The organism is Pseudoxanthomonas sp. CCNWLY206-1, from assembly GCF_039710385.1.
GTDB lineage: Bacteria > Pseudomonadota > Gammaproteobacteria > Xanthomonadales > Xanthomonadaceae > Pseudoxanthomonas_A.
Map to the genome: position 1 here is coordinate 715889 of NZ_JBDKXI010000001.1, position 23199 is coordinate 739087.

17 protein-coding genes are annotated in these 23199 nt (G+C 63.4%); 13 read left to right on the forward strand and 4 right to left on the reverse strand.

What is annotated here, in order from left to right:
• Nucleotides 1–93: 93 nt before the first annotated feature.
• The 11 genes from ccoN to AADW18_RS03040 all read left to right on the forward strand — a co-directional run bounded on the left by ccoN (nucleotide 94) and on the right by AADW18_RS03040 (nucleotide 9400).
• The gene (ccoN, locus tag AADW18_RS02990) at nucleotides 94–1602 is read left to right on the forward strand and encodes a cytochrome-c oxidase, cbb3-type subunit I (protein WP_337341856.1); all 1509 of its coding nucleotides are present in this window, start codon (nucleotides 94–96) and stop codon (nucleotides 1600–1602) included.
• Between the two features lie 9 nt (nucleotides 1603–1611).
• The gene (gene ccoO / locus AADW18_RS02995) at nucleotides 1612–2247 is read left to right on the forward strand and encodes a cytochrome-c oxidase, cbb3-type subunit II (RefSeq protein WP_337341857.1); all 636 of its coding nucleotides are present in this window, start codon (nucleotides 1612–1614) and stop codon (nucleotides 2245–2247) included.
• A 3-nt stretch (nucleotides 2248–2250) separates the two neighbouring features.
• Nucleotides 2251–2394 (forward strand): cbb3-type cytochrome c oxidase subunit 3, encoded by a 144-nt coding sequence (locus AADW18_RS03000; protein ID WP_337341858.1) that lies wholly within the window; start codon nucleotides 2251–2253, stop codon nucleotides 2392–2394.
• Nucleotides 2391–3347: a cytochrome-c oxidase, cbb3-type subunit III gene (gene ccoP / locus AADW18_RS03005; RefSeq protein WP_337341859.1), complete on the forward strand. Its 957-nt coding sequence runs from the start codon at nucleotides 2391–2393 to the stop codon at nucleotides 3345–3347. The genes AADW18_RS03000 and ccoP overlap by 4 nt, the downstream gene beginning before the upstream one ends.
• Before the next feature lie 8 nt (nucleotides 3348–3355).
• Nucleotides 3356–3643: a hypothetical protein gene (locus tag AADW18_RS03010; protein WP_337341860.1), complete on the forward strand. Its 288-nt coding sequence runs from the start codon at nucleotides 3356–3358 to the stop codon at nucleotides 3641–3643.
• A gap of 24 nt (nucleotides 3644–3667) precedes the next feature.
• Nucleotides 3668–5197 carry a 4Fe-4S dicluster domain-containing protein gene (locus AADW18_RS03015; protein ID WP_337341861.1) on the forward strand — a complete coding sequence of 510 codons (1530 nt, stop codon included), beginning with the start codon at nucleotides 3668–3670 and terminating at the stop codon, nucleotides 5195–5197.
• The gene (locus AADW18_RS03020) at nucleotides 5194–5721 is read left to right on the forward strand and encodes a FixH family protein (protein ID WP_337341862.1); all 528 of its coding nucleotides are present in this window, start codon (nucleotides 5194–5196) and stop codon (nucleotides 5719–5721) included. The genes AADW18_RS03015 and AADW18_RS03020 overlap by 4 nt, the downstream gene beginning before the upstream one ends.
• Nucleotides 5722–5725: 4 nt before the next feature.
• Nucleotides 5726–8197: a heavy metal translocating P-type ATPase gene (locus AADW18_RS03025; protein ID WP_337341863.1), complete on the forward strand. Its 2472-nt coding sequence runs from the start codon at nucleotides 5726–5728 to the stop codon at nucleotides 8195–8197.
• Entirely contained in the window at nucleotides 8194–8367 is a 174-nt protein-coding gene (ccoS, locus tag AADW18_RS03030) for a cbb3-type cytochrome oxidase assembly protein CcoS (RefSeq protein WP_337341864.1), read from the forward strand. Before AADW18_RS03025 ends, ccoS begins: the two co-directional genes overlap by 4 nt.
• A complete protein-coding gene (locus AADW18_RS03035) occupies nucleotides 8364–9089 on the forward strand; it encodes a sulfite exporter TauE/SafE family protein (RefSeq protein WP_337341865.1) in 726 nt (241 codons plus the stop codon). The genes ccoS and AADW18_RS03035 overlap by 4 nt, the downstream gene beginning before the upstream one ends.
• Before the next feature lie 182 nt (nucleotides 9090–9271).
• The gene (locus AADW18_RS03040) at nucleotides 9272–9400 is read left to right on the forward strand and encodes a hypothetical protein (RefSeq protein ID WP_337341866.1); all 129 of its coding nucleotides are present in this window, start codon (nucleotides 9272–9274) and stop codon (nucleotides 9398–9400) included.
• 23 nt (nucleotides 9401–9423) lie between these two features.
• Here AADW18_RS03040 and AADW18_RS03045 read toward each other — a convergent pair whose 3' ends face one another.
• The 3 genes from AADW18_RS03045 to AADW18_RS03055 all read right to left on the reverse strand — a co-directional run bounded on the left by AADW18_RS03045 (nucleotide 9424) and on the right by AADW18_RS03055 (nucleotide 11060).
• Entirely contained in the window at nucleotides 9424–10029 is a 606-nt protein-coding gene (locus tag AADW18_RS03045) for a DUF2242 domain-containing protein (protein WP_337341867.1), read from the reverse strand.
• Between the two features lie 200 nt (nucleotides 10030–10229).
• On the reverse strand, nucleotides 10230–10556 hold the full coding sequence (locus AADW18_RS03050; RefSeq protein WP_337341868.1) for a hypothetical protein: 327 nt from the start codon (nucleotides 10554–10556) through the stop codon (nucleotides 10230–10232).
• A 21-nt stretch (nucleotides 10557–10577) separates the two neighbouring features.
• Complete coding sequence (locus tag AADW18_RS03055; RefSeq protein ID WP_337341869.1) at nucleotides 10578–11060, reverse strand: VOC family protein; 483 nt, start codon at nucleotides 11058–11060, stop codon at nucleotides 10578–10580.
• A 385-nt stretch (nucleotides 11061–11445) separates the two neighbouring features.
• On the opposite strand from AADW18_RS03055, the gene AADW18_RS03060 reads away from it, so the two are divergent.
• Both AADW18_RS03060 and mqo read left to right on the forward strand, forming a co-directional pair.
• Nucleotides 11446–12243 carry a phytanoyl-CoA dioxygenase family protein gene (locus AADW18_RS03060; RefSeq protein ID WP_337341870.1) on the forward strand — a complete coding sequence of 266 codons (798 nt, stop codon included), beginning with the start codon at nucleotides 11446–11448 and terminating at the stop codon, nucleotides 12241–12243.
• Between the two features lie 193 nt (nucleotides 12244–12436).
• On the forward strand, nucleotides 12437–14155 hold the full coding sequence (gene mqo, locus AADW18_RS03065; RefSeq protein WP_337341871.1) for a malate dehydrogenase (quinone): 1719 nt from the start codon (nucleotides 12437–12439) through the stop codon (nucleotides 14153–14155).
• A gap of 93 nt (nucleotides 14156–14248) precedes the next feature.
• Here mqo and AADW18_RS03070 read toward each other — a convergent pair whose 3' ends face one another.
• On the reverse strand, nucleotides 14249–22897 hold the full coding sequence (locus AADW18_RS03070) for a glucoamylase family protein (protein WP_337342110.1): 8649 nt from the start codon (nucleotides 22895–22897) through the stop codon (nucleotides 14249–14251).
• Nucleotides 22898–23199 lie beyond the last annotated feature (302 nt).

Here is a 23199-nt window from a genome sequence, read left to right on the forward strand (position 1 = left end):
CGTATCGCACTCACGCGGGAGTAGTTGATCTGGATCAACAGGGCACCCGGCATGGAGCGGAAGAATATCCCCACTCCTTCCAGCCCTCTTCCCATGAACTACGACCTGATCGCTCCTGCTGAACGCCCGGCCACGCGTCCAGACCCCGCGCCGGATCCCACCGGGGTGGCTCGCTACGGCTTCTATAACGACAAGGTGGTGCTCCAGTTCTCCATCGCCACGGTGGTCTGGGGCATCGTCGGCATGGCCGTGGGTGCGCTGATCGCGGCGCAGCTGTACTGGCCGACGTTGTTCGAAGGCATTCCGTGGCTCAGCTACGGCCGCTTGCGCCCACTGCATACCAACGCGGTGATTTTCGCGTTCGGCGGCAGCGCGCTGTTCGCCACCTCGTTGCACGTGGTGCAGCGCACCTGCCATGTGCGGTTGCTTTCCGACCGGCTGGCGGCGTTCGTGTTCTGGGGCTGGCAGGCGGTGATCGTGGCCGCCGCCATCACGCTCCCGTTGGGGCTGACGCAGGGCAAGGAGTATGCCGAGCTCGAATGGCCGATCGACATACTGATCACGGTCGTGTGGGTGGCGTACGCCGTCCTGTTCTTCGGCACCATCGCCAAGCGCCGGGTCAAGCACATCTATGTCGCCAACTGGTTCTACGGCGCCTACATCATCGCTATCGCACTGCTGCACATCGTCAACAACATCGCGATTCCCGCGGGCTGGGGCAAGTCGTATCCGGTCTACAGCGGCGCGGTCGATGCGATGGTGCAATGGTGGTACGGCCACAACGCGGTGGGTTTCCTGCTGACCGCTGGCTTCCTGGGAATGATGTACTACTTCGTGCCGAAGCAGGCCGGACGCCCGGTCTATTCGTACCGTCTGTCGATAGTGCACTTCTGGGCGCTGATCGCGGTGTACATGTGGGCCGGCCCGCACCATCTGCAATACACGGCGTTGCCAGACTGGGCGCAGTCGGTGGGCATGGTGTTCTCGCTGATCTTGCTCGCACCTTCATGGGGTGGCGCGATGAATGGCGTGCTGACGCTCTCGGGCGTGTGGCACAAGCTGCGTACCGACCCGATCCTGAAGTTCCTGATCGTCGCCATCTCGTTCTACATGATTGCTACCTTCGAGGGGCCGATGATGTCGATCAAGACGGTCAACTCGTTGTCGCACTACACCGACTGGACCGTGGGCCACGTGCACGCCGGCGCGCTGGGCTGGGTGGCGATGATCTCGGTGGGCTCGATCTACGCGTTGCTGCCGCGATTGCTGGGCCAGGCGCAGATGTACTCGACCAAGTGGATCGACACGCACTTCTGGATGCACACCCTGGGCGTGCTGCTCTACATCGCCTCGATGTGGATCGCCGGCGTCATGCAGGGCCTGATGTGGCGCGCGACCAACGCCGATGGAACGCTGACCTATAGCTTCGTCGAGTCGCTTAGTGCCACCTATCCCTACTACCTCGTGCGCCTGGGCGGCGGCCTGCTGGTGCTGGCCGGCATGGGCCTGATGGCCTGGAACACCTGGAAGACCTTCGCCATGGCGCGTGGCCGTGCGCCGAATCCGGTGCTGGCACCCGACTTGAACGACGCGCGCGCCTGAGGATCCGACATGACCGAAAACAAAGAACATAAAGGCAACGCACACCAGAAAGTCGAACGCAACGTCGGCCTGATGGCGGTGCTGATCGCAGTGGCGGTGTCCTTCGGCGGCCTGGCGGAAATCGTGCCGCTGATGTACCAGGCCGAGGCGATTGAGCCGCTGCCCGGTGTGAAGCCCTACCCCGCGCTCGAACTCGCCGGCCGCGACGTCTACGTGCGCGAAGGTTGCTACAACTGCCACTCGCAGATGGTGCGCACGCTGCGCTTCGAGACCGAGCGCTACGGCCACTACTCGCTAGCGGGCGAATCGGTGTACGACCGCCCGTTCCAGTGGGGCTCCAAGCGCACCGGGCCGGACCTGGCGCGCGTCGGTGGCCGTTATTCCGACGACTGGCATCGCGTTCACCTCATCAACCCGCGCGACGTAGTGCCCGAATCCAATATGCCGAGCTTCTCCTGGCTGGCGGAAAACCAAGTCGATGGCCAACAGGTGACGGACCGCATGCGCGCACTGCAACGACTGGGCGATCCCTATTCGGACGCGCAGATCGAACAAGCGCCGGAGGATGTCTCCGGCAAAACCGAACTCGACGCCGTGGTCGCCTATCTGCAGGCGCTCGGCAAACATGCACCGCGGGGAGGCTGAACCATGGTTTCTGGAATCGTGACCGCAACGTTGCTCGCGGTGTTTGTCGGCGGCTGGCTGTGGGCGTGGAGTCCGCGTCGCCGTGGCGAGTTCGAAGAAGCGGCGCGCCTGCCGCTGGATGATGGCAACGGGGAGGATGAACGATGAGTGGCGGTTGGTCGTGGTATGTGATTGCGCTGATCGTGCTGAACATCGCCGGCTGCGCTTGGCTGCTGTGGTGGACAGCCAAGCGCCGGCCGGGCGATCCGAAGCCGGAAGACACCAGCCACGTCTGGGACGGCGATATCACCGAGTACAACAAGCCGTTGCCGAAGTGGTGGATCAACCTGTTCTGGCTGACCATCGTCTTCGGCATCGGTTATCTCATCTGGTATCCGGGTTTTGGCAATTTCACCGGCTACGCGAACTGGAGTTCGCAGAATGAGCATGCGCGGGACAAGGCAACCGACGACGCCAAGCTGGAAGCCACTTTCGCGCGCTACAAGGGCCAGCCGATCGATACATTGGCTATGGATCCGGCCGCGCGCCAACTGGGACGTTCGATCTTCAACAACACCTGCGCCACCTGCCACGGCTCGTCCGCGCAAGGCGCGGTCGGTTATCCGAACCTGGCCGACGACATCTGGCATTGGGGCGGCGAGCCCGACCGCGTGCTGGAAACAGTGATCCAGGGCCGCGAAGGTGTGATGCCCGAGTGGGGCACGGTGCTGAATGGCATGGGTGGCGACAATGCGGTCGACCAGGTGATCGCGTACGTGCGCACGATGTCTCAAGCCGACAGGTCGCTCCACAACGACTACATGGCCGCACAGGGCAAGAAGCTCTATGACGGTGTATGCGTGGCCTGCCATGGCATCGACGGCAAAGGCAATCAGGCGATGGGCGCACCGGACCTCACCGACGAATATTGGATGTACGGAAGCAACAAGGAATCGCTGCGCCAGACCATCGCCAAGGGCCGCCACGGCAGCATGCCGGCGCACGGCGAGCTGCTTGGCGATACGCGCGCTCGCTTGGTCGCTGCGTACGTCTGGTCGCTGTCGAACGAGTCGCGCAGTGCCGCCAACGCCGATGCCGATGTCGGCAAGGCCGCCAAGTAGGCAGCGGCGTGAGCGCATCCACGCCCGGCTTCGACCACCCGCCCCGCCCGCTCGCTCAACGCGTCGGGGCGATCGCTTGGCCGAGCTTCTTCGCTGCCGGCGTGGCCACCATGGTGTTCTTCGCTTTCATCGATCCGCTTGCGCTGCGGGACATCACCTTCCCGTCGCTGCCGCTGTCGCGCGAACTCGGCTACACCGTCGGCTTCTTCATGTTCTGGCTGGCGACCGCGTCCTCCAGCCTCTTCACCTGGTGGCTGCTGCGTCCTGCCAGCCGCTTCAACCGTGCGCTGCGCTGAAAACGCAGTGCCAGGCCGATTCAGTTGAATAAGTCGATCGACATCGCGCTAGCCGGGGAAGACTCGTTCTATATCAGTGAACGCAAGGTCTATCCGCGCGATGTGAGCGGCCGCTACGACCATCTGCGCAAGCTGGCAGTGGCCTGGCTGCTGGGCATGTTCTACGTGTTTCCCTGGTTGCGCTGGGATGGACGGCAAGCGGTGCTGTTCGACCTGCCGGCGCGCAAGTTCCATGTCTTCGGCCTGACGTTCTGGCCACAGGATTTCCCGCTGCTGGCGCTATTGCTGATCATCGCGGGCGTCGCACTGTTCTTCTTCACCGCTTTAGCCGGACGCCTATGGTGCGGATACGCCTGCCCGCAGACGGTATGGACGGAAGTGTTCCTGTGGATGGAGCGCTGGACCGAAGGCGACCGCAACGCACGCATCAAACTGGACGGTGCGCCTTGGACCGCCAAGAAGTTCGCGCGCAAGAGCGCCAAGCACGCGCTGTGGGCGGTGTTCGCACTGTGGACCGGCTTCACCTTCGTGGGATTCTTTACGCCCATCATCAGCTTGGGCGCGCGACTGCCGCTGGCGCTGGGCGGCTGGGAAACCTTCTGGATCCTGTTCTATTCGTTCGCTACCTGGGGCAACGCCGGTTTTCTGCGCGAGCAGGTCTGCAAGTACATGTGCCCTTACGCGCGCTTCCAGAGCGCGATGTTCGACCGCAATACGCTGTTGATCGCCTACGACCCCATGCGCGGCGAACCGCGTGGCCCGCGCAAGCGCGGCCTGGGCAGCGTGATGGAGCGCAGTCGCGGCTTGCTCGCGTTGTTCGTCGCCTACGACTACGTCTTCCGCGCCAGCCGGCATCCATCCGCCGCCGACAATCGGGTGCAGGCCAAGGGCACGATCACCTTTGATCGCGATGTCGCCGAGCCGCTGCCGAAGTTCGTTCCCGAAGAGCTGGGCGACTGCATCGATTGCACGATATGCGTGCAGGTCTGTCCGGTAGGCATCGATATCCGCAACGGATTGCAGTACGAATGCATCGCCTGCGGTGCCTGCGTCGATGCGTGCGACGAAGTGATGACCAAGATCGGCTACCCGAAGGGCCTGATCCGCTACACCACGCAGAACGCGCTGGATGGCCAGCGCACGCGGGTACTGCGGCCACGCATCTTAGTCTATGGCACCCTGCTCCTCGTCCTGCTGGCTGCGTTCGCCTACGGCGTGAGCACCCGTTCTCCGCTGATCGCCGAAGTGCTGCGCGATCGCAATGCCTTGTACCGGGAAACCAAGGACGGTATCGAGAACAGCTACATGCTGAAGCTCGTCAACAAGACGGATCATCCGCAGCGCTACATCATCGCTCTACGTGGCGATTCCGGCCTTGAACTGCGCTCCACCTCGGTGATCGGGGTGGCTGCCAGCGAGGTCGCTTCGGTGCCGATCATCGTGGAGGCGCCCACGGGCACTCACGGCCGCAAGACCGTGCATTTTGACGTGCGTTCCGTCGACGGCAGCGTCGACACCACAGTGGAAAGCAGCTTCTTCGGACCAACACCATGACGACCCCCGATAACCACGCGCGAGCGACCGAAAAGCGTAGTGCCTGGCGCGAACCGATGGTGTGGGTAATCGCGGTCATACCAGCGTCCGCGGTAATTGCCACGACGCTGCTTTTGCTAACCGCGTCGCGTTACTCCGGCAACAACGATGCGGTGCCCGACCAGGTACGGCGCACCGCGCAGATCCAGGTAAGCGATCTCGGGCCGGACGCGAAGGCAAAGCAGCTGCGCCTGAGTGCGATCGTCCGTGCCGACAAGACCATGGTCGAAGTGCTGCCCGTGGACGGCGCGTTCGACCGCGACATGCCGCTGACCTTGGCGCTGCATCATCCGAGCCGCGCCGCCCTTGATCGCACGCTCGAGCTCCTCCCTGCCAGCACCGGCTGGCGTGCGGATGAAGCAATCGACCTATCGCACGACTGGAACGTCCAACTGGGCGCGCCCGACGGCACATGGCGCCTGCTGGGACGCTGGGACGCCACCCGGCAAGCGACCTACCTGCGCCCGGCCGTCGCGGGCGACTAGAGCGATGACCGCGATACCTGCCCCGCTTGCGGCATCCCCGACCCAAGGTACGGGCCATGCGGTGGCGACCTGCTTCCACTGCGGCGAAGCATTGCCGCTTTCGCCGGCACTGTCACTGGTTGACGGCGTCGACCGTGCGTTCTGTTGCGATGGCTGTGCGGCCGCCATGCAGTGGATTCGCGACGCCCGCCTCGACGATTACTATCGGCTGCGCAGCGAACCGGCCACGCGCGTGGTGGCCGATGACGCAGACCTCGCGCTTTGGGACCGCGATGAAGTCATCGCGGAGCATGCGCGTACCGTCGCGGGCGGCCGCGAACTCACCCTGCTCACCGACGGGATGCGCTGTGCAGCCTGTGCATGGCTGATCGATCGCGCACTCGCCAGGGAGCCTGGCGTCCTCGAGGTCAGCGCCAACGCGGTGACCGGCCGCATCCGGATCGTCTGGGACCCCGCGCTCACTCCGTTGTCCCTCCCGCTGCGCCGTCTGGTTGCGTTGGGTTATCGGCCATACTTGGCCACCGGCGAAGCAAGCGAGCGAGCACGCCGGAACGAACGCAACCGCTGGTTGTTGCGACTGGGCGTGGCGGGGCTGGGCGCGATGCAGGCAATGATGGTCGCCGAAGCGTTGTATCTCGACACGGCGGGCGCGATGTCGACCTCCATGCGCGACTTCCTGCGCTGGGTGACCTTCCTTGTTTCCACGCCGGTGGCCTTCTACGCGGGATGGCCCTTTCTCGCCGGCTGCGCGCGTGAGCTACGCCACCGCCGGTTGGGCATGGATACGCTGATCGCGACTTCGATGCTGCTGGCCTACTTCGCCAGCGTGGCGGAGACCGTTCGCGGGGGACCCCAGGTCTGGTACGACGCTGCCGTGATGTTCGTGTTCCTGCTGTTGGCCGCGCGCATGCTCGAGCAACGGGTACGCAGCGTGGCGAGCGCACAAGTGGATGCGCTGGCAAGGGCCAGGCCTGCGTTCGCCACACGCGAATGCGCAGACGGCTCGCGTGAGCTCGTTCCCCTCGCGCTGCTCGCCTCCGGCGATACCGTACGGATCGCCGCCGGCGAGTCCGTGCCGGCGGATGGCGTACTGCTGGATGCTGAAGCCAGCTTCGAGGAGGCCCTGCTCACTGGCGAAGCGCACGCCGTGCGCAAGCACGCGGGCATGCCGGTGTTTGCGGGGACCATTTGCCGCGATCGGCCCGCACGTGTTCGCGTGACCGCCACCGGCGACACCACCCGCCTTTCGCAACTGGCGCGCCTGGTCGAACAGGCTCAGGCGCATCGTCCGCCGTTGGCCGTAGCGGCGGACCGGATTGCCGCGTGGTTCGTATTCGCGCTGCTGGCCTGCGCCGCCATCACCTGGGTCGCATGGCGCGTGTTTGAGCCGTCGCGCGCATTCGAGGTTGCATTGGCGCTATTGGTAATCAGCTGTCCATGCGCGCTGTCGCTTTCGGTACCGGCCGCACTCGCCGCCGCCAATGGGACTCTGGCAAGACTGGGGGTATTGCCAGTGCGTGCGGACGCGCTCGACCGGCTTGCACGTGTGAGCGATGTAGTTTTCGACAAGACCGGCACACTGAGCGATGGCGCGCCCTGGTTGCGCGGTATCGAGGGTTTCGACGAGTTGCAACGCGAGCAGGCGCTCAGCATAGCGGCCGCGCTGGAGCGCGACAGCACCCATCCATTGGCACGCGCGTTCGTGGATGCTTCACGTGCGCTGCAACCGCATGGCGATGCGACCGACGTCGTGGCGCACACCGGACAAGGCATCGAAGGCGATGTCGCGGGTAAGCGGTGGCGACTGGGCCATGCCGCGTTCGCCTTCGGTGGTGAAGACGACGGCGCCCTATGGCTCGGTGATGGCCGGCGCGCTGCCGCACGCTTCGATGTGGGCGAACACGAGCGCCATGACGCTCGCGAGGCACTCGATCTGCTTCGCGCCCAGGACATCGCGTTGCACCTGTCCAGCGGTGATGCGGCCGAGTCCGTCGGCCGGTTTGCGGTGCGGCTCGGCATCGACGACGTGCATGCGCGGCAAACCCCCGAGGACAAGCTGGCTCTCGTGCGCAGGTTGCAACAGCAAGGTCGCACGGTGGCGATGATCGGAGACGGCCTCAACGACGCCCCCGTACTCGCCGGCGCGGACGTATCGATCGCCATCGGCGAAGGTGCCGCACTGGCGCAGCGCGCAGCCGATCTCGTACTCACCTCGCCATCCCTCGCGAGAATCCCCGCCGCGATGGCGCTGGCCCGGCGAACGCGCGCCATCATCCGCCAGAATTTCGCCTGGGCTATCGGCTACAACCTGGTGGCCCTGCCACTGGCCGCGGCCGGCCTGGTGACGCCGTGGCTCGCGGCATTGGGCATGACGTTGTCTTCCTTGGTGGTCACGCTCAACGCGTTGCGGCTCGCCCGTGCGCCCACCGTAGGTGCCGGCGATTCGGCGCACAGCCGACACGAGGTTCGCGCATGAACATCCTGCTGCTGCTTATTCCTTTGAGCCTGATGCTGCTGGTGCTGGCTGTCGGTGCTTTCGTGTGGGCAGTGAAGCGCGGGCAGTTCGATGACCTCGACACGCCTGCTATCGACATCCTCGCGGATGATGCTGACGCGGATGCACTTCGCAGGGACGGAGCGGAATGATTCCGATCGATTGGCTGGTCGTCGCCGGTGCGCTGTTGAGTGGCCTGTTGGGTGGCGCGCATTGCGCGGCAATGTGCGGCGGCATCGCAACGAGCCTGTCCGTGCAGCAGCGAGGGGGTTGGTGGGTAGCGCTGCAGCCGAACCTCGGCCGTATCGCCGGCTACACGCTTTCCGGTGTGATCGTCGGTGGCATCGGCCACGGTCTGCTGGACGCCGCGCGCATGCCCGGACTCACGCTGGCGTTGCGCGCTACCGTCGGCTTCGTGCTGATCGTCGCGGCGCTGCGATTGCTGGATAAGCAGGGACGACTGTCATTCCTGCATGGAACTAGTGGTCGAGTGTGGCAATGGTTGCGTCCGCTGCAACGCCGTCTGCTGCCGGCGAACAGCACAGGCAAACGGATGATGCTCGGCATGCTTTGGGGATGGATGCCATGCGGGTTGAGCACGACATTGCTAGCCGCCGCCTGGCTGCAGGCAAGCGCGTTGCACGGCGGATTGACCATGGCGGCTTTCGGTATCGGCACATTGCCGGTGATGCTGCCGCTGACGTGGGCAGGCGCTCGCGTCGGGCAGCGTCTGCAACGCGGCGGCTGGCGCACGGCAATGGGCCTTTGCGTGATGATGGCCGGTGTAATCACGGTCGCGGCGCCTGTATTGATGCAAGTGCCGGCATTGCACGGCGTTCTCGCGATGCTGGGATGCCGCAGCCTTCCCACTTGATGACCGCGCATGGGGCTGCGCGCTCTTGGGTCCTGGACGCCGAGCCTACTCGCCTTCAACAAAGAAAATGATGATCGCCAGCTGCGTGGCCGCGGTGCCAACGGCCATGAAGCGGCCTGGGTTGCCGAACTGGATGCCGGCGAGACGATACCGTTGGCTCGCCCCGGCCAAGGCCCGAGCGATTGGCGTGTCGCGGGGAGGAATGGGAAGTACTCGACAGCGATCCTGTCCACGTCGACATCGGCTTGATCGACATCGAAATCCCGAAGTGGGAACGCAGACTGGTTTACGCCGATGAAGTCGATTTGTAATTCAGATGTGGAACTTCATCTTCTTACTGTTTCGGCGTGACCGGATCGGGCGGACCCGCCGGCTCTGGCGGGGGCGGTGCATCGGCCGGGGTACCCGGCAGGTAGAACGTCACACGGTCGAACAGGCGACGGTAGAAGTCCTGGTTCTGCACAGTGTTGCTACCCACTCGCACAAGGTTGGCGTTGCTGCCGCCAGGGACCGGCAACGACAACGAGCCGATCATGCTCACGCCAACGCTGGCCGAATTGGATTGAGACGTGAGCGCGTAACGGTCCTGCACCGCATTGATGAAGACGATCGAACCACCGTCGGACCGCGGCACGCAGGTCGCGAGTACCTTGAGCTGCGTATGCACCTCGGATTCGGGCTGGAAGCTCTTGGTCGCCTCCAGCGTTTCGACCGCCATCCTGCTGATCACATAGCCCTGCCCCAGCAGCGCCCGCCGCGTGGCTTCGCAGGCAGTGGCCGGTGGCACCGCATAGCTGCGCGAATACGTGTCCTCGGCACCGAAGGTCTCACCCAGCGGCGGCGGCGGATCCTTGCTCCGGTTCGAACCGCAAGCGGCCAGCGATATCGCCAGGACGAAAGCGAACGTGATGGGTCGGCAGAACGGATTGGCGGACGACATGGGAAATATGTGACTTTTCGGAATCCGCCGAGTTTAGCCACAGCGCCTGCAAGACACCTGAACGCGGCATCACCTGGGACAACCGTGCGAAATGCTTGGCCGGTCTGCCAGCGAAGCGCTCTCGATCTCTTGGACGCAATGTTTGCCGCATGGATGGCGCCTCCGGCGCCTAGCCGTGGCACCGGAGGCACTTTGCTGACCTACCAGCCTGACGGCTGCCCATCTTCATCAACGATCGTCAGCGTGGTTCTGCTCCTGAGCCAGGAAAACAGGCGCTTCAGATCGTGTTCGATGCTGGGGGGATGCGCCGAAATTTCAAGCAGCGCCTGTGATTCTTCTTCCATGGATATGCGCACATCGAACTTCCAACGGCCTTCCGAATCCCGGTCTTCCAATCCCAGCAGCCAATACTCGTTCCCTTCATTCCGCACATAGGTGGGGAGAACTTCGACTTTCCCTATCAAATCTTGTTTCCGCTCCGCCATCCAAGACGAATCCATGAACCTTATGTAGAACTCCGCAGCCATGATTCTTGATCTTCTCCGACGTCATTTGCCTTCGTACGCGGCGCGAAGGGCGGCGATGTCGAGCCTCTTCATCTGCATCATCGCCTGCATCGTCCGCGCGGCCGCGTCCCGGTCGGGGCTGTTGTACATCTCGATGATCTGCCGCGGGTAGATCTGCCATGACAGGCCGAACTTGTCCTTTAGCCAACCGCAGGGCCCTTCGCTGCCGCCCGCGCTGAGCTTGGACCAAAGCTCATCGATTTCCGCCTGGTCATCGCAACCCACCATCAGCGAAATCGCCTCGGTAAACGGAAAGTTGGGCCCGGCATTGAGTCCCAGCAAGGACTGTCCCTCGATCTCGAAGCGTATCGTCATGACCTTGCCCTTGTGCGCGGGTACGGCATCTCCGTAGTGCGAGACCTCGAGGATTCGGCCGTCCTTGAAGATCGAGAGGTAATGATCCACCGCCTCCTCGGCGTTGAAATTGAACCAGAGGCAAGGGATGATCTTCGCTGGGACTGTCATGGCAAGGCTCCGAGAGGCGTGTAAGGGCGCGGAATCGCGCCGGGTGTAGTGGGACGACGATTCACTGCCCCTGGATTCGACATCGTGCTTGGCTGAAGGCGGATCGCACGTTCTGCCGGTGTAGCGATCAAGTCGGCGCGCCCTTCCATTGGCGTCACAGGAAACGTGGGACCGAACACTAAACCAACCTGTGATCAAAGTCAGCAGGTCAGGATGGACAACCCGCTGGAACAGGAATGCCTCGAAGTCGGAAGGATCACGACGGGGTCAAAGCAATTGGACCGCAAGATGATCTGGCCATTCTGGAAGCGGGAGAATCTGCAATCGCGAGACCTCACGGATCTCGCTTGCCCAGGATAATCTCGCTCGGAGCTACCAACCCAACATGGCCGACACACACAAGATCAACCCACTGACCGATGAGCAAATCCGGCGGTTTGTCGAAGACGGCTTTGTTCGCATCGATCATGCATTTCCCAAGCCGATTGCGGACGAAACTCGGCGGCTGCTGTGGCGCGATACGGGATACGACGCGGACGATCCGGCGACCTGGGCCGAGCCGGTTGTTCGCCTGGGCATGTATGCGCAGAAGCCATTCGTCGATGCCGCGAACACGGCAGTGCTCCACGCGGCCTTCGATCAACTGGTCGGCCCGGAAAGATGGCTCCCCTGCATGGCGATGGGCACCTTCCCGGTGCGCTTTCCTTCTCCGCATGAACCGGCGGATACGGGTTGGCATATCGACATGAGTTTCGACTGGGAGAAGCCGGATTTCATGGATTGGCGGGCGAACGTGCGTTCGCGCGACCGAGCCCTGCTCATGCTGTTTCTGTTCTCCGACGTGGGGGAGCAGGATGCACCCACGCGTCTTCGGATCGGCTCGCACCTACGCGTTGCACGGATACTCGAACCTGGTGGCGAAAGCGGCCTGACCGCACGCGAACTCATTGATCGCCTGGAAGAAACCAGCGAATGTCCGGAAGCGCTTGCCGTTGGTGAGGCCGGAACGGTCTATCTCTGCCATCCATTCATCGTCCACGCGGCGCAAGCACACCACGGCTCCCAACCCCGCTTCATGGCACAGCCGCCGTTGCTACCCCGGGAACCACCAAGCCTTGCCAGGGCCGACAAGAACTATTCGCCGGTGGAACAAGCGATTCGCCATGCACTAGGCCACGAGTAACCTGCCCTAACGCCTGCATGGCACCTGTGGCCATGCCAATCGGCGGACGGAACGTGTTGCCCACGGTGTTCACTCTCGCGATACATCAGGACGTTCAGCATCGCCGAATCTGTTTGTGAGGCATGGCGTGATCATGTGTCGCATCAGCCGGTCGATGCAGCCCAAACCTGGCCGATAGAGGAGTACACGCATCGTGAAACGGTTTCTCAAATGGCTTGCCAGCATCGTGGTCGTGCTGGTCCTGGTTGCGGTGCTGTTCCTCTACTGGCCGCTTTACACGCCTGCGCCGCCCAAGGCGGAGAACGACCGCCCGGTGGATGTGGTGCTGGTAGGCGGCGGCATCATGAGCGTCACGCTGGCGACGTTCCTGCAAGAACTTGAGCCAGGCTGGAAAGTCCATCTGTACGAGCGGCTCGACGACGTGGCGCTGGAGAGCTCCAACGGCTGGAACAACGCGGGCACGGGCCATTCGGCGTTTGCCGAGCTCAACTACACGCCCGAGCTGCCGGATGGTTCCATCGAGACCAAACGCGCGGTGGGCATCGCCGAGCAGTTTGAAGTCTCGCGGCAGTTCTGGTCGCACCAAGTCCGCAACGGGCGCCTGGGCACGCCGACGGACTTCGTCAACCCTACCCCGCATATGAGCTTTGTGTGGGGCCAGGACCGCATCGAATATCTGCGCAAGCGCCACGCGGCGCTGGTCAAGAACCCGCTGTTCTACGGCATGCAATTCTCCACCGACCCGGCGCAGATCCAGCAATGGGCTCCGCTGGTGATGGAAGGCCGCGATTCCAAACAAACGGTCGCGGCAACCTACATGCCGCTCGGCACGGATGTGAACTTCGGCGTGATCACGCGTCAGCTGACGGACGCTCTGCGCAGGAATCCCAATTTCCAGCTGCATCTGCGGCACGAGGTGCGCGGTCTAAGCCAGAACGGCGACAAGACATGGAACGTGACCGTCAATGACCTGCAAGGCGACCGTGAGCAGACGATCAAATCTCGTTACGTGTTCATCGGAGCTGGCGGCGCGGCGCTGAAGCTGCTGCAGATGTCAGGCATTCCGGAATCGAAGAACTACGCTGGTTTTCCCGTAGGCGGGCAGTTCCTCGCATTTCGCGATCCTGCCATCGCAAGCCGCCACAAGGTGAAGGTATACGGCATGGCCGACACCGGATCGCCGCCGATGTCCGTGCCGCATATCGACGCGCGCAAGCTCGACGGCAAGCCGGTGGTGCTGTTCGGCCCGTTCGCGCTGTACAGCACCAAGTTCCTGAAGGAGGGTTCCTGGTTCGATATGTACTCCTCGGTCAATCACAATAATGTCGGCGGCATGCTGCGGGTCGGTGAGGAGAATCTGGACCTGGTCAAATACCTGATGCAACAGGCCGAGTTGAACGACGATGACCGCCAGGCCGAACTGGTCAAGTATTTCCCCAAGGCCAAGCGTGCGGACTGGCAGTTGATCACCGCGGGCCAGCGCGTCCAGATCATCAAGCGCAACCCAGAGACAGGCAAGGCCTCGCTGGAGTTCGGCACGGAAATCGTGACCGACAAGGACCACACGATCTCTGCCTTGCTGGGTGCTTCCCCCGGCGCATCCACCTCGCCGCCGATCATGTTGAAATTACTGGCGCAAGCCTTTCCCGCGCAAATGGCCGGGGCTTGGCGGGCGCGCATCACCACAATCGTTCCCAGCTACGGGCAGGAACTCAACAAAAGCGCGGCACTGACCAACCGCATTCGTCGGACGACAAGCCAGGCGTTGCAGCTGCCGTACATCGAAGTGCCTGAGCAACCGGGCGCCGGCTTGCAGCCGGGCCCCGCTGCAGAACCGAAAGTGCAATCGCAGCCGGAAGTCGTGCCGGAGGATAAGCGGGACGATGGCAACCGAGAGATGCAGTCGCTCTAGTATCCCCGTGCGGATCGCGCTATCCGATGCGACTAGGCGTCCATCATGTCGTCGTGTTGCAGCATGCGAACCGTCAGCATGCTTTTCCCACTATCAAAGCTGCGAGTAGCTCGGCGCATCGCGTCGCCGCAACTGACGCAAGTGCACATGATGCGTGCCCCCGTCGTTGATCAATGCGAAGTGGGCGCTTTCCTGTCTGTGTCCATCGACGGTAAGTTCGGGCAACGGCATGCCGACGACATCTTCCAGAGCATCCACCTGCGTCACTTCGATCTGATAGACGCTTTCATGATGACGATAGCGGATCCGATAGGTACCCCATTCGGCCGGCAAGCACGGTTTCAGGTGCAAGATATCGCCTTCCCGGCGCAAGCCCAGTAGCGATTCGACCAGTAGCCGGTACATCCAGCCCGCTGATCCGGTGTACCAGGTCCAGCCCCCGCGGCCTGTATGCGGTGCTACCGCGTAGACATCGGCCGCCAGGACATAAGGCTCCACTTTGTAGCGACCCATCGCTTGCGCATCCAGGCTGTGCTGGATTGGATTGATCATGCGGGCCAGTTCCCAGGCCCGTTCGCCATCGCCGAGCTTGGCGAAGGCCATCGCCGCCCATATCGCTGCATGCGTGTACTGCCCGCCGTTTTCCCGCACGCCGGGGACGTAGCCGCGAATGTAGCCGGGGTCCTTGGAGATGCGGTCGAATGGCGGGTCCAACAGTTGGATCAGCCCGGCATCCCGCTTGACCAGATGGCGATCGAGCGACGCCATGGCCTGTTGCGCGCGCGACGGCTCGCCAGCGCCGGAAAGCACGGACCAGCTTTGCGATATCGAATCGATCCGGCATTCGTCGCTTTGCGCCGAGCCCAGCGCGGTGCCGTCGTCGAACCAGGCGCGCTTGTACCAATCACCATCCCAGGCATGCGCATCGAGGTTGCCGCGCAAGGTCTCCGCCGCTGCATCGCATTCGTCAGCGAACAGAGTGTCGCCCCGCTCGCGCGCCACAGGTGCGAACTGCGCCAGTACGTGGAACAGAAAGAAGCCCAGCCATACGCTTTCGCCCTCGCCGCCCTCACCCACCCGATTCATGCCGTCGTTCCAGTCGCCGGTGCCGATCAATGGCAGTCCTCGCTTTCCGAGCAGCGTCAAGCCACGGCGCAACGCTCGCACGCAGTGGTCGTAGAACGGCGCGTGCAGGTGCGAAGCGACAGGCACATCGTAATAGGACTCTTCCTCGGCGCTGACGCTGCGGCCATCGATATAGCGTACGTCCTCGTCCAACAGACTGCGGTCACCGGTGACCTGGAGGTAGCGGCACGCGGCTAACGGCAGCCACAGGTAATCGTCGGAGCAGCGCGTGCGCACGCCATGGTCCTGCGGTGGATGCCACCAGTGCAACACGTCACCTTGCGGAAACTGGTGCGCAGCGCTGCGCAACAGGTGCTCGCGGGTCAAAGCCGGCGTCGCGTGCACCAACGCCATCATGTCCTGCAGTTGATCGCGGAAGCCGAAAGCGCCGCCGGACTGGTAGTAGCCGCTGCGCGCCAAGTAGCGGCACGCCAATGTCTGGTAAGGCAGCCAACCATTGACCAGCAGATCCACGGCGGGATCAGGCGTCGTGACCTGAAGTCCGTCGAGCAGCTGTCGCCAATGATCACGCACTTGCGCCAACGCGTCGCGAGCGACATCGCCGCCGCGCAGGCGGCGTGCCAGTTGCATCGCGTCGTCACGGTCCTTCCCGGCGCCGAGGCGAAACACGGTTTGACTGCTGGCGCCAGCAGGCAGCGCCATTGAAACCTGGATTGCAGCGCAGGGATCGAGACCTGCACCCAGGCGTCCGGACAGTCGCTCGCGACGCAATGCGTCGGGCGTAGTGAGGTCGCCGTTGCGGCCCAGGAACTCCGCCCGATCGCCGGTGCAGCTGCGGGCGCCGTCAGCAGGAATGCAGGCGTCCACGTCGAAGAAAGCGGTGCATCCGGAAAATTCGGCACTGTAGGGATTACGTGCCAGCAGCGCGCCGCCTGGGCCATCCTGCTCGCTGACGATGTGCATCTGCGACTTGGCGCGCAAGTCACCCAGTATCCATTCGACGTAGCCAGTCGCTGAAATCCGGCGACTGCGTCCGGAGAGATTACGCAGCTTCAAGACGGAAAACTTCACCGGGTCCTGCAAGGCAACATAGACCCAGAGTTCGCTGGCTATACCGTCCTGCTCATGTTCGTAGACGCTGTAGCCGAAGCCATGGCGGGTGCGATAACTCCCTTCTCCACGGCAAGGCAATGGTTGTGGCGACCATACCCGGCCGCTGTCTTCGTCGCGCAGGTAGAACGCCTCGCCGCACGCATCGGCGACCGGATCGTTGTGCCAGGGCGACAGACGGAACTCATGCGCGTTCTCGAACCAGGTATAGCCGGCAGCGCTTTCGCTCACCACCGTGCCAAGCTGGGCATTGGACATGACGTTGGCCCAAGGCGCCGGCGTCGGCGCTCCCTCGCGCATCGTGATCACGTACTCGCGGCCATCGGCAGCGAAAGCGCCGGTACCGTTGTCGAAGAGTTCTGCGCTATCGACAGTCTCGAACGGCCATCTGGCCTCGTCCGACACCACAATTTCCTCCTCGTTGGCAGCATGTGCGGGCCGATCTTGATCGTCCACATCGGGTCCCGGCAGTGGCACCAGCTCAGGAATGCCGCGAGGCACCGGCAGATGGCGTCCGACCTGCGCGGCCAACGCTCCGCGCTGGTCGCTGACGATCACGCGCGCCACCGCTTGCAACAAGATGCGATCCTCCTGCGAAATGTTCTGCACCGGACGCACGAAGATGCCGCCGGGCCGCTCCAGTAAGTTCGCCTCGGCATCGGCAGAAATCATGCCGAGTATCTGCTCCTGCAATTGCTGCCGGTAGCCACTCTGGCTCTCGTTCCAGATCACCAGATCGGCATGCAACCCTTTTAGTCGCCAATACGCATGTGCCTGCACCATCTGTCGAACCAGCTCGATATTGTCGGCGTCGCCGATCTGCAGCAGCGCGATCGGCAGGTCGCCGGAGATGGCGTGGCCCCACAGACCCGACTGCCCGCGCCGGTTCTGCATCAGTAGCTCGTTGTCCGCGCGAAGCGTGGGGTGCGAATACACCATCAGTCCGGCCAGTCGCTCATACAGCTGCGCGTCGCTTTGGGAAGCGTTGATCTGCCGACGGACCACCTGACTGTGGGTCCATGCCAGGTCGAACACGCGGTCGGCCAAGTGCCTGTCACGATACTTGTCGACCAATGCGGCGCACGTCGCCCTATCGCCACCGACGCCATAGACCATGTCGATCATTGCGGTCTGTTCCGGCGCCAGGACGATGCGGGTGCGGATCGCCACCACCGGGTCCAGCACCGAACCGGCGGAATCGGAGAGCACGTCATCGTCGGTCAGTGCGCGGGGCGAGCGCGTGGTGTTGCACCGGCCGATGAAGCGAGCGCGGTCGGTTTCATAGGAAATCGCGCTTATATCCGCGTCATGTACCGCCACCAGGTGGAACATCCACGGCGTGGCCTCGTCGTGCGCACGCGGCCTGCGTGTGCACAACAGTGCCTGCTTGTCGCGCACGATCTCGGTCTGTACGAACAGATTGCTGAAGGCCGGGTGCAGCTCGTCCGCGATGGCGGGCGCCAGCACCACTTCGGCATAGGTGGTGATCTCGATGACTCGCGCGTACCGCGACCGATTGCTAATACGCAATCGCCGTAACTCGATATCGTCCTCGGCGGAGATCGCTACTTCCAGATGAGTCTCGTATCCGCGCTTGCTTCCCCGGAATTCGGCCTTGGCATCCGAGAAGATCACCTCATAGTTGTCCACCGCCACCGCGGTAGGCTGATAGGCGGCCGACCAATACTCACCACTGCTCACATCGCGCAGATAGCAGAAGCTGCCCCAGTGGTCCCGCGTCGCGTCTTCGCGCCAGCGTGTGATCGACATGTCGCCCAAGCGACTGTAGCCGCCTCCCGCACTGCTCAGCAGACCGTGGTAGCGTCCGTTCGACAACAGCTGTACCGCCGCCCGCGACACACCGGGATCCCGCAACAGGCGAAGTGGCGCTTCACCTTCGCGCTCGGCATGGGTGCGGCGCCCACCGGCATCACCGGCTTCGTGTGGATGGAAGATACCAGCGCGTGGGATGCGTTCCTGCAGTAATAGCAGCGTCGCCTGAAACTCGGCATCGGCAGCGAAGCGCTTTTGCATTGGCTGCTCGCGCAGCAAGTGGTCCAGAGCAAGCAGACCCATGCCTTGGTGGTGGGCCATGAAGGAACGAATCACCGCGGATACCTGCCCCGGCGGCACCCTGCCCGCCGTGTAATCGATCGCCTCATGCAGCCCGAAGCGGCCGCCGAAGCCTTCCTCTGTCAACCGCTGGAGGTTTTGGCAGGCGGCTTCCGGGGCGACCATCAGCGCCATCATGCTCGCGTAAGGCGCGATCACCAGGTCCTGATCGAGACCGCGCTTGAGTCCCAGGCCGGGTACGCCGAAGGCGCGATATTGATAGTTCATCCGTGCATCGACGGCGTTGTAGCCGGATTCGGAGACACCCCACGGCACCCCGTGCCGCGCGCCGTGCGCAATCTGCGCTTTGACGGCGTGTTGCGACGTCTGCTCGAGCAGCGTATCGGCATAGCTGGGCATTACCAACTGCGGCATCAGGTACTCGAACATCGAACCGCTCCACGACAATAGCGTGGATTGGCCATCGACTTCGGTGAGCAGGCGCCCCAAGGCGAACCAACTTTCCTGCGGCAATTGTCCCTGCGCGATGGCCACAAAGCTGCAAAGGCGCGCCTCGGACGCCAGAAGATCGTAGTAGCCCTGATCAAGACGCCGTTCGTCGACGTTGTAGCCGATAGCGAGCAGGCGCCGCGCCGGGTCGTACAGGAAGCCGTATTCCATCAGCGAAAGCTGTCCGGCGGTATGCGCCAGGTGCTCGAGCTCATGAATGCGTGCGCGTGCTCGCGCGGCTACTTCGGGCTGCGCAACAAGCGCGGCCAGCTCCCGCAACGTCGGCGGCGGCACAGGGTCGTCTTCCCTGTGCGCCGCCGGGTCTTCGGCAATCAACCAGGGCGCCAGGCCACGCATCTCGTCCAACGCGGATTGGCAAGCCTGCAGCAACGACTGCGGCCAGTGCGGCAATAGGATATCGGCCGGTTGCTCGGGCGTCGCTGGCTCCTGTGGTGGCCATAGCGAGGCGATTGCCGCCGCCTGTACCGCCAATTCGCTCAGCTCGCGCCACGCCTCCGACGGATTCGACGGCGGCCGCTCGCGCAGTGCCTCTATCACCAGGGCGAACGCATCCATTGCGTCATCAAGCGGTGCAGTCAGACCCGTCGCGCGGAGCCGCTCCTGGCGTAACACGCCAAGCGTATCGGCCAAGCCATCGTAGGTCGCCGTCGCCAGCACGGGTCCGTCGCACAACGCCAGCAATCCCTGACGCAGAGTAAGCAGATGTCCCGCGAGATTGCCGCTATCCACGGTGGACAGATACTTCGGCGGCAGTGGTTGCAAGGTCGCCGTGTCGTACCAGTTATAGAAATGACCGCGATGGCGCGGCAGCGTCTCCATGGCCGCGAGCGTGAGCCGTGTGCGCTCGATCACCCCGCCGGCTTGCAAGTAGCCAAGGTCGTAAGCCGCCAGATTGCCCAACAACGCCAGCCCGATGTTGGTGGGTGAAGTGCGGCGTGCGACCACCAGTTGCGGATGCTCCTGCACGTTGTCCGGCGGCAGCCAATGATCTTCGGTCCGCATGTGCACTTCGAAGAATGCCCAGGTGCGTCGAGCCAGGCGGCCGAGAAACGCCCGCTGCGGTGCCGACAGCTGCGAATGCTGCGGCGTTCCCGCACGGCTCATCCATGTCATCAGCAACGGCGACAGCGACCATAACGCCAGCAGCGGACCGGCGATCCACAATGCATGCGGATGCCGCCATGCCAGCCCGATCGCCACTGCGACCGCGAACAACGAAGCCGGCGCCATGCTGCGCAGTTCTACCGCGCCGTTGCGAGCAAGCGAGCGCTCGACTTCGCTCGACGCATCCCACTGCAGCAAGCGGCGACGGCTCAGCGCCATGCGCCACAACGTTCGCAGGATTGCCACTGTGCTGTAGCCCGCTTCGTAAGGCAGACAGGCCAGCGTCACCAACGCGCGCAGCAACTGCGACGATAGCGCCTCGCCGGCCAAGCCGAGATGGGTACTCCAGGCTAGGTCCGGGGGCTTGCTCACCGCGTTGTGCAGCGCCGATGCCAGCGCCGGCAGGAAAAACAGACTGAGCAAGCATGAAGTCCACACCAGCGCGGACGGTAGCGACCACCAGCCCAGCAACAGCAGCGTGGTGGTGGCAAGCGGCACCAGACTGCGGCGGAGATTGTCCAGCAGTTTGGCGCGCGACAGCGTCGACAAGGGATTGGACTGGTAACCGCGATGGGCACGCGGCACCCAAGGCAGTAACCAGGGCAGCAGTTGCCAGTCACCACGGATCCAGCGGCCGCGGCGCTTCACGTCAGCCGCGTAGCGCGATGGATAATCCTCGAACAGGCGCACGTCGCTGACCAGACCTGCCCGCGCATAGCAGCCTTCCAGCAAGTCGTGACTGAGGATGCGGTTGTCCGGCAGCCTGCCCGCCAGCACCTGTTCGAACGCATCTACCTCGTAGATGCCCTTGCCGACGAACGAGCCTTCCCCGAACAAATCCTGGTACACGTCCGACACCGTTCGCGTGTAGGGATCGATACCCGGTTCGCTCCCAAACAGCCGCGCATAGCGGCTGATGCGATGCGCGCTCATGCTACCCACGCTGGGTTGCAGGATTCCGTAGCCACGGGTGACGCGGCCTTTCGCGGGATCGATGCGTGCCCGGTTCAGCGGATGCGCCAGCGTGGCGACGAATTCGCGCGCGGCATCGCGCGGCAGCCGCGTATCCGTATCCAGAGTGATCACGTAACGCACTTGCTTCAGCACTGCGACCGCACCGATTACCCGACTGAAGTCGGCGGACGGCGCGCCGCCGCGCAGGACCCGATTCAATGCCGCCAATTTGCCTCGTTTACGCTCGTGCCCCATCCAGGTACGTTCGCCAGCGTTCCATATGCGCGGGCGGTGGAACAGAAAGAAACGGTCGCCGTTTTCCGGCGCATACCGATTATTCAAGGACGCGATTTGCGCCGCCGCATGATCCAGCAGAGCGGCATCGGCGGGCAGAGTGACTTGGTCGGCATCCAGAAAATCCGTCAGCAATGCGAAGTGCATGTTCGCGTCGCGATTGGCAAGGAATCGAACCTCCAGGCCTTCGACCAGTTCGTCCACCGTAGCCACATTGCTGAGCATGCTCGGCACCGCGACCAGCGTGCGCGAGTCGGGCGGCACGCCTTTGGAAAAATCCATCCGCGGCAACGTGCGTGGCGGAACCAACAACGTTGCTATCCAGTTGACCAGCGCGATACCCAATTCGCTGAAGACCACCAGTCCCGCCAACGCGACGACAGCCAAAAGCCAAGGCGGCGTATTGGCCTGCTGTATTTCCAGCTGCCGCATCAGAGCCCAGGCGCCGATCAATGCGACGGCAGCGATCGGCGTCATATAGGTAACAAGCGACCGCGTACGTGGAGGAACCCACGGCACGCGGTTTGCGTTCGGTAGGCCGCCGACCTCATTCGCCATCTCGCGCAGGCCATCGTCTACCAAGTAGTAGCCGACATGGCGACGATCGTCGCCTGCGCCAGCCATCGCCAGCCGCACAACGCATTCGGCCACGTCGCCTTCGCTGGCGCCGCTCCGTCGCGCCAGCATCTCCACGCTGTGCCGGTAGCTGTCACGCGTGTGGAAATCCATCTGGGCGTAGGTTCTATCGGGATCCTGACGCAGGTGGCTGTCGACGATGCTCAAATCTTCGACGAAATCGCGCCAGTCCATTGTGGACAAGAAGCGCAGGCTGGCGATGCTGTTGCTGATCGACACCTGGTCAGCCGCCTGTTGCTGGCTTTCAAGATGCACGAGCTCCTCGACGCGCTGGCCGCCATCGGCCAGCCATTGCTCGACCCAGGTGACCGGCATCGCCAGTACGCCACCACGACCGTGCAGCCCCCGCACCAGTTCCGCGACGAAGGCGCCTGACAACGGCGGCTGTGAGCGCGCCATGTCCGCCACGATAAGTACCACGCTCTTGGGATCCTCGGCGGCGGTCGTGTTGAGCCGATCGGCCCAATCGGTGGCCAAGCGATGGTCGATGCCGTCGCGTACCACCCGTGCCGCTACCCGCCGGAGGTTTTCCAGCAGGCCCAGGCGCAGCATGATCGGGATCGCCCATAGCTCCCCGAGCTTCAACGGGGTCACCCTCTGGTAGGCAGCCACGAACCGGCCCATGGCATCGGCATCGATGCGGCCGTCACCATGTGCGATGGCATCCATCGATAGGGCGTAGACGCGCGGGAGGCCGACCGATGGACCGTCCGACAATGCCGGCAGCTGCCGGCTATATCCCGTCGGTAGATGGCGCCTGGCGGTGAGTATCTGGTCTTCGACCAGATGGAAGTTGTCGAGCAACCATTCGCCGGCCGGCGTGATCCTCACATCGTCGCGCAGCATGGCGACCAGCATCGCTCTAGCATCGCGCAATACTTCTTCATTCTGTTTGAGGCGTGCGAGCAGCGCTTCGGGACTGCGCCCGCTGCGTACTCGATGGGAGCGCGCCAGCGCTGCGCCATGCAATGCCATTTGCTCGGCGCTGAAAAGCTGCGCGCGCAACGGCTCTTCCGTGTGCGGACGCTGTCGCCTTGAGCGGCGCAGCGCCGAACGTACCGCGACCAGGCTGCGTCGAAAAGGACGCAACCAGCCACGTACCACACGCCAAAGCGATGTCATCTAAATTCCGTGAGGCCAGAAAGCCCACATCGCGCAACCTTAACACTTGGCGTTAGTGCAGGTATGAACGCCCTTGCCAAGTCGCATCACGGAGGTCGAGCAGGCCGCCATGGTTGGCAAAACGCCCTGTTCACGGCATGAGGGACTTCCGTACG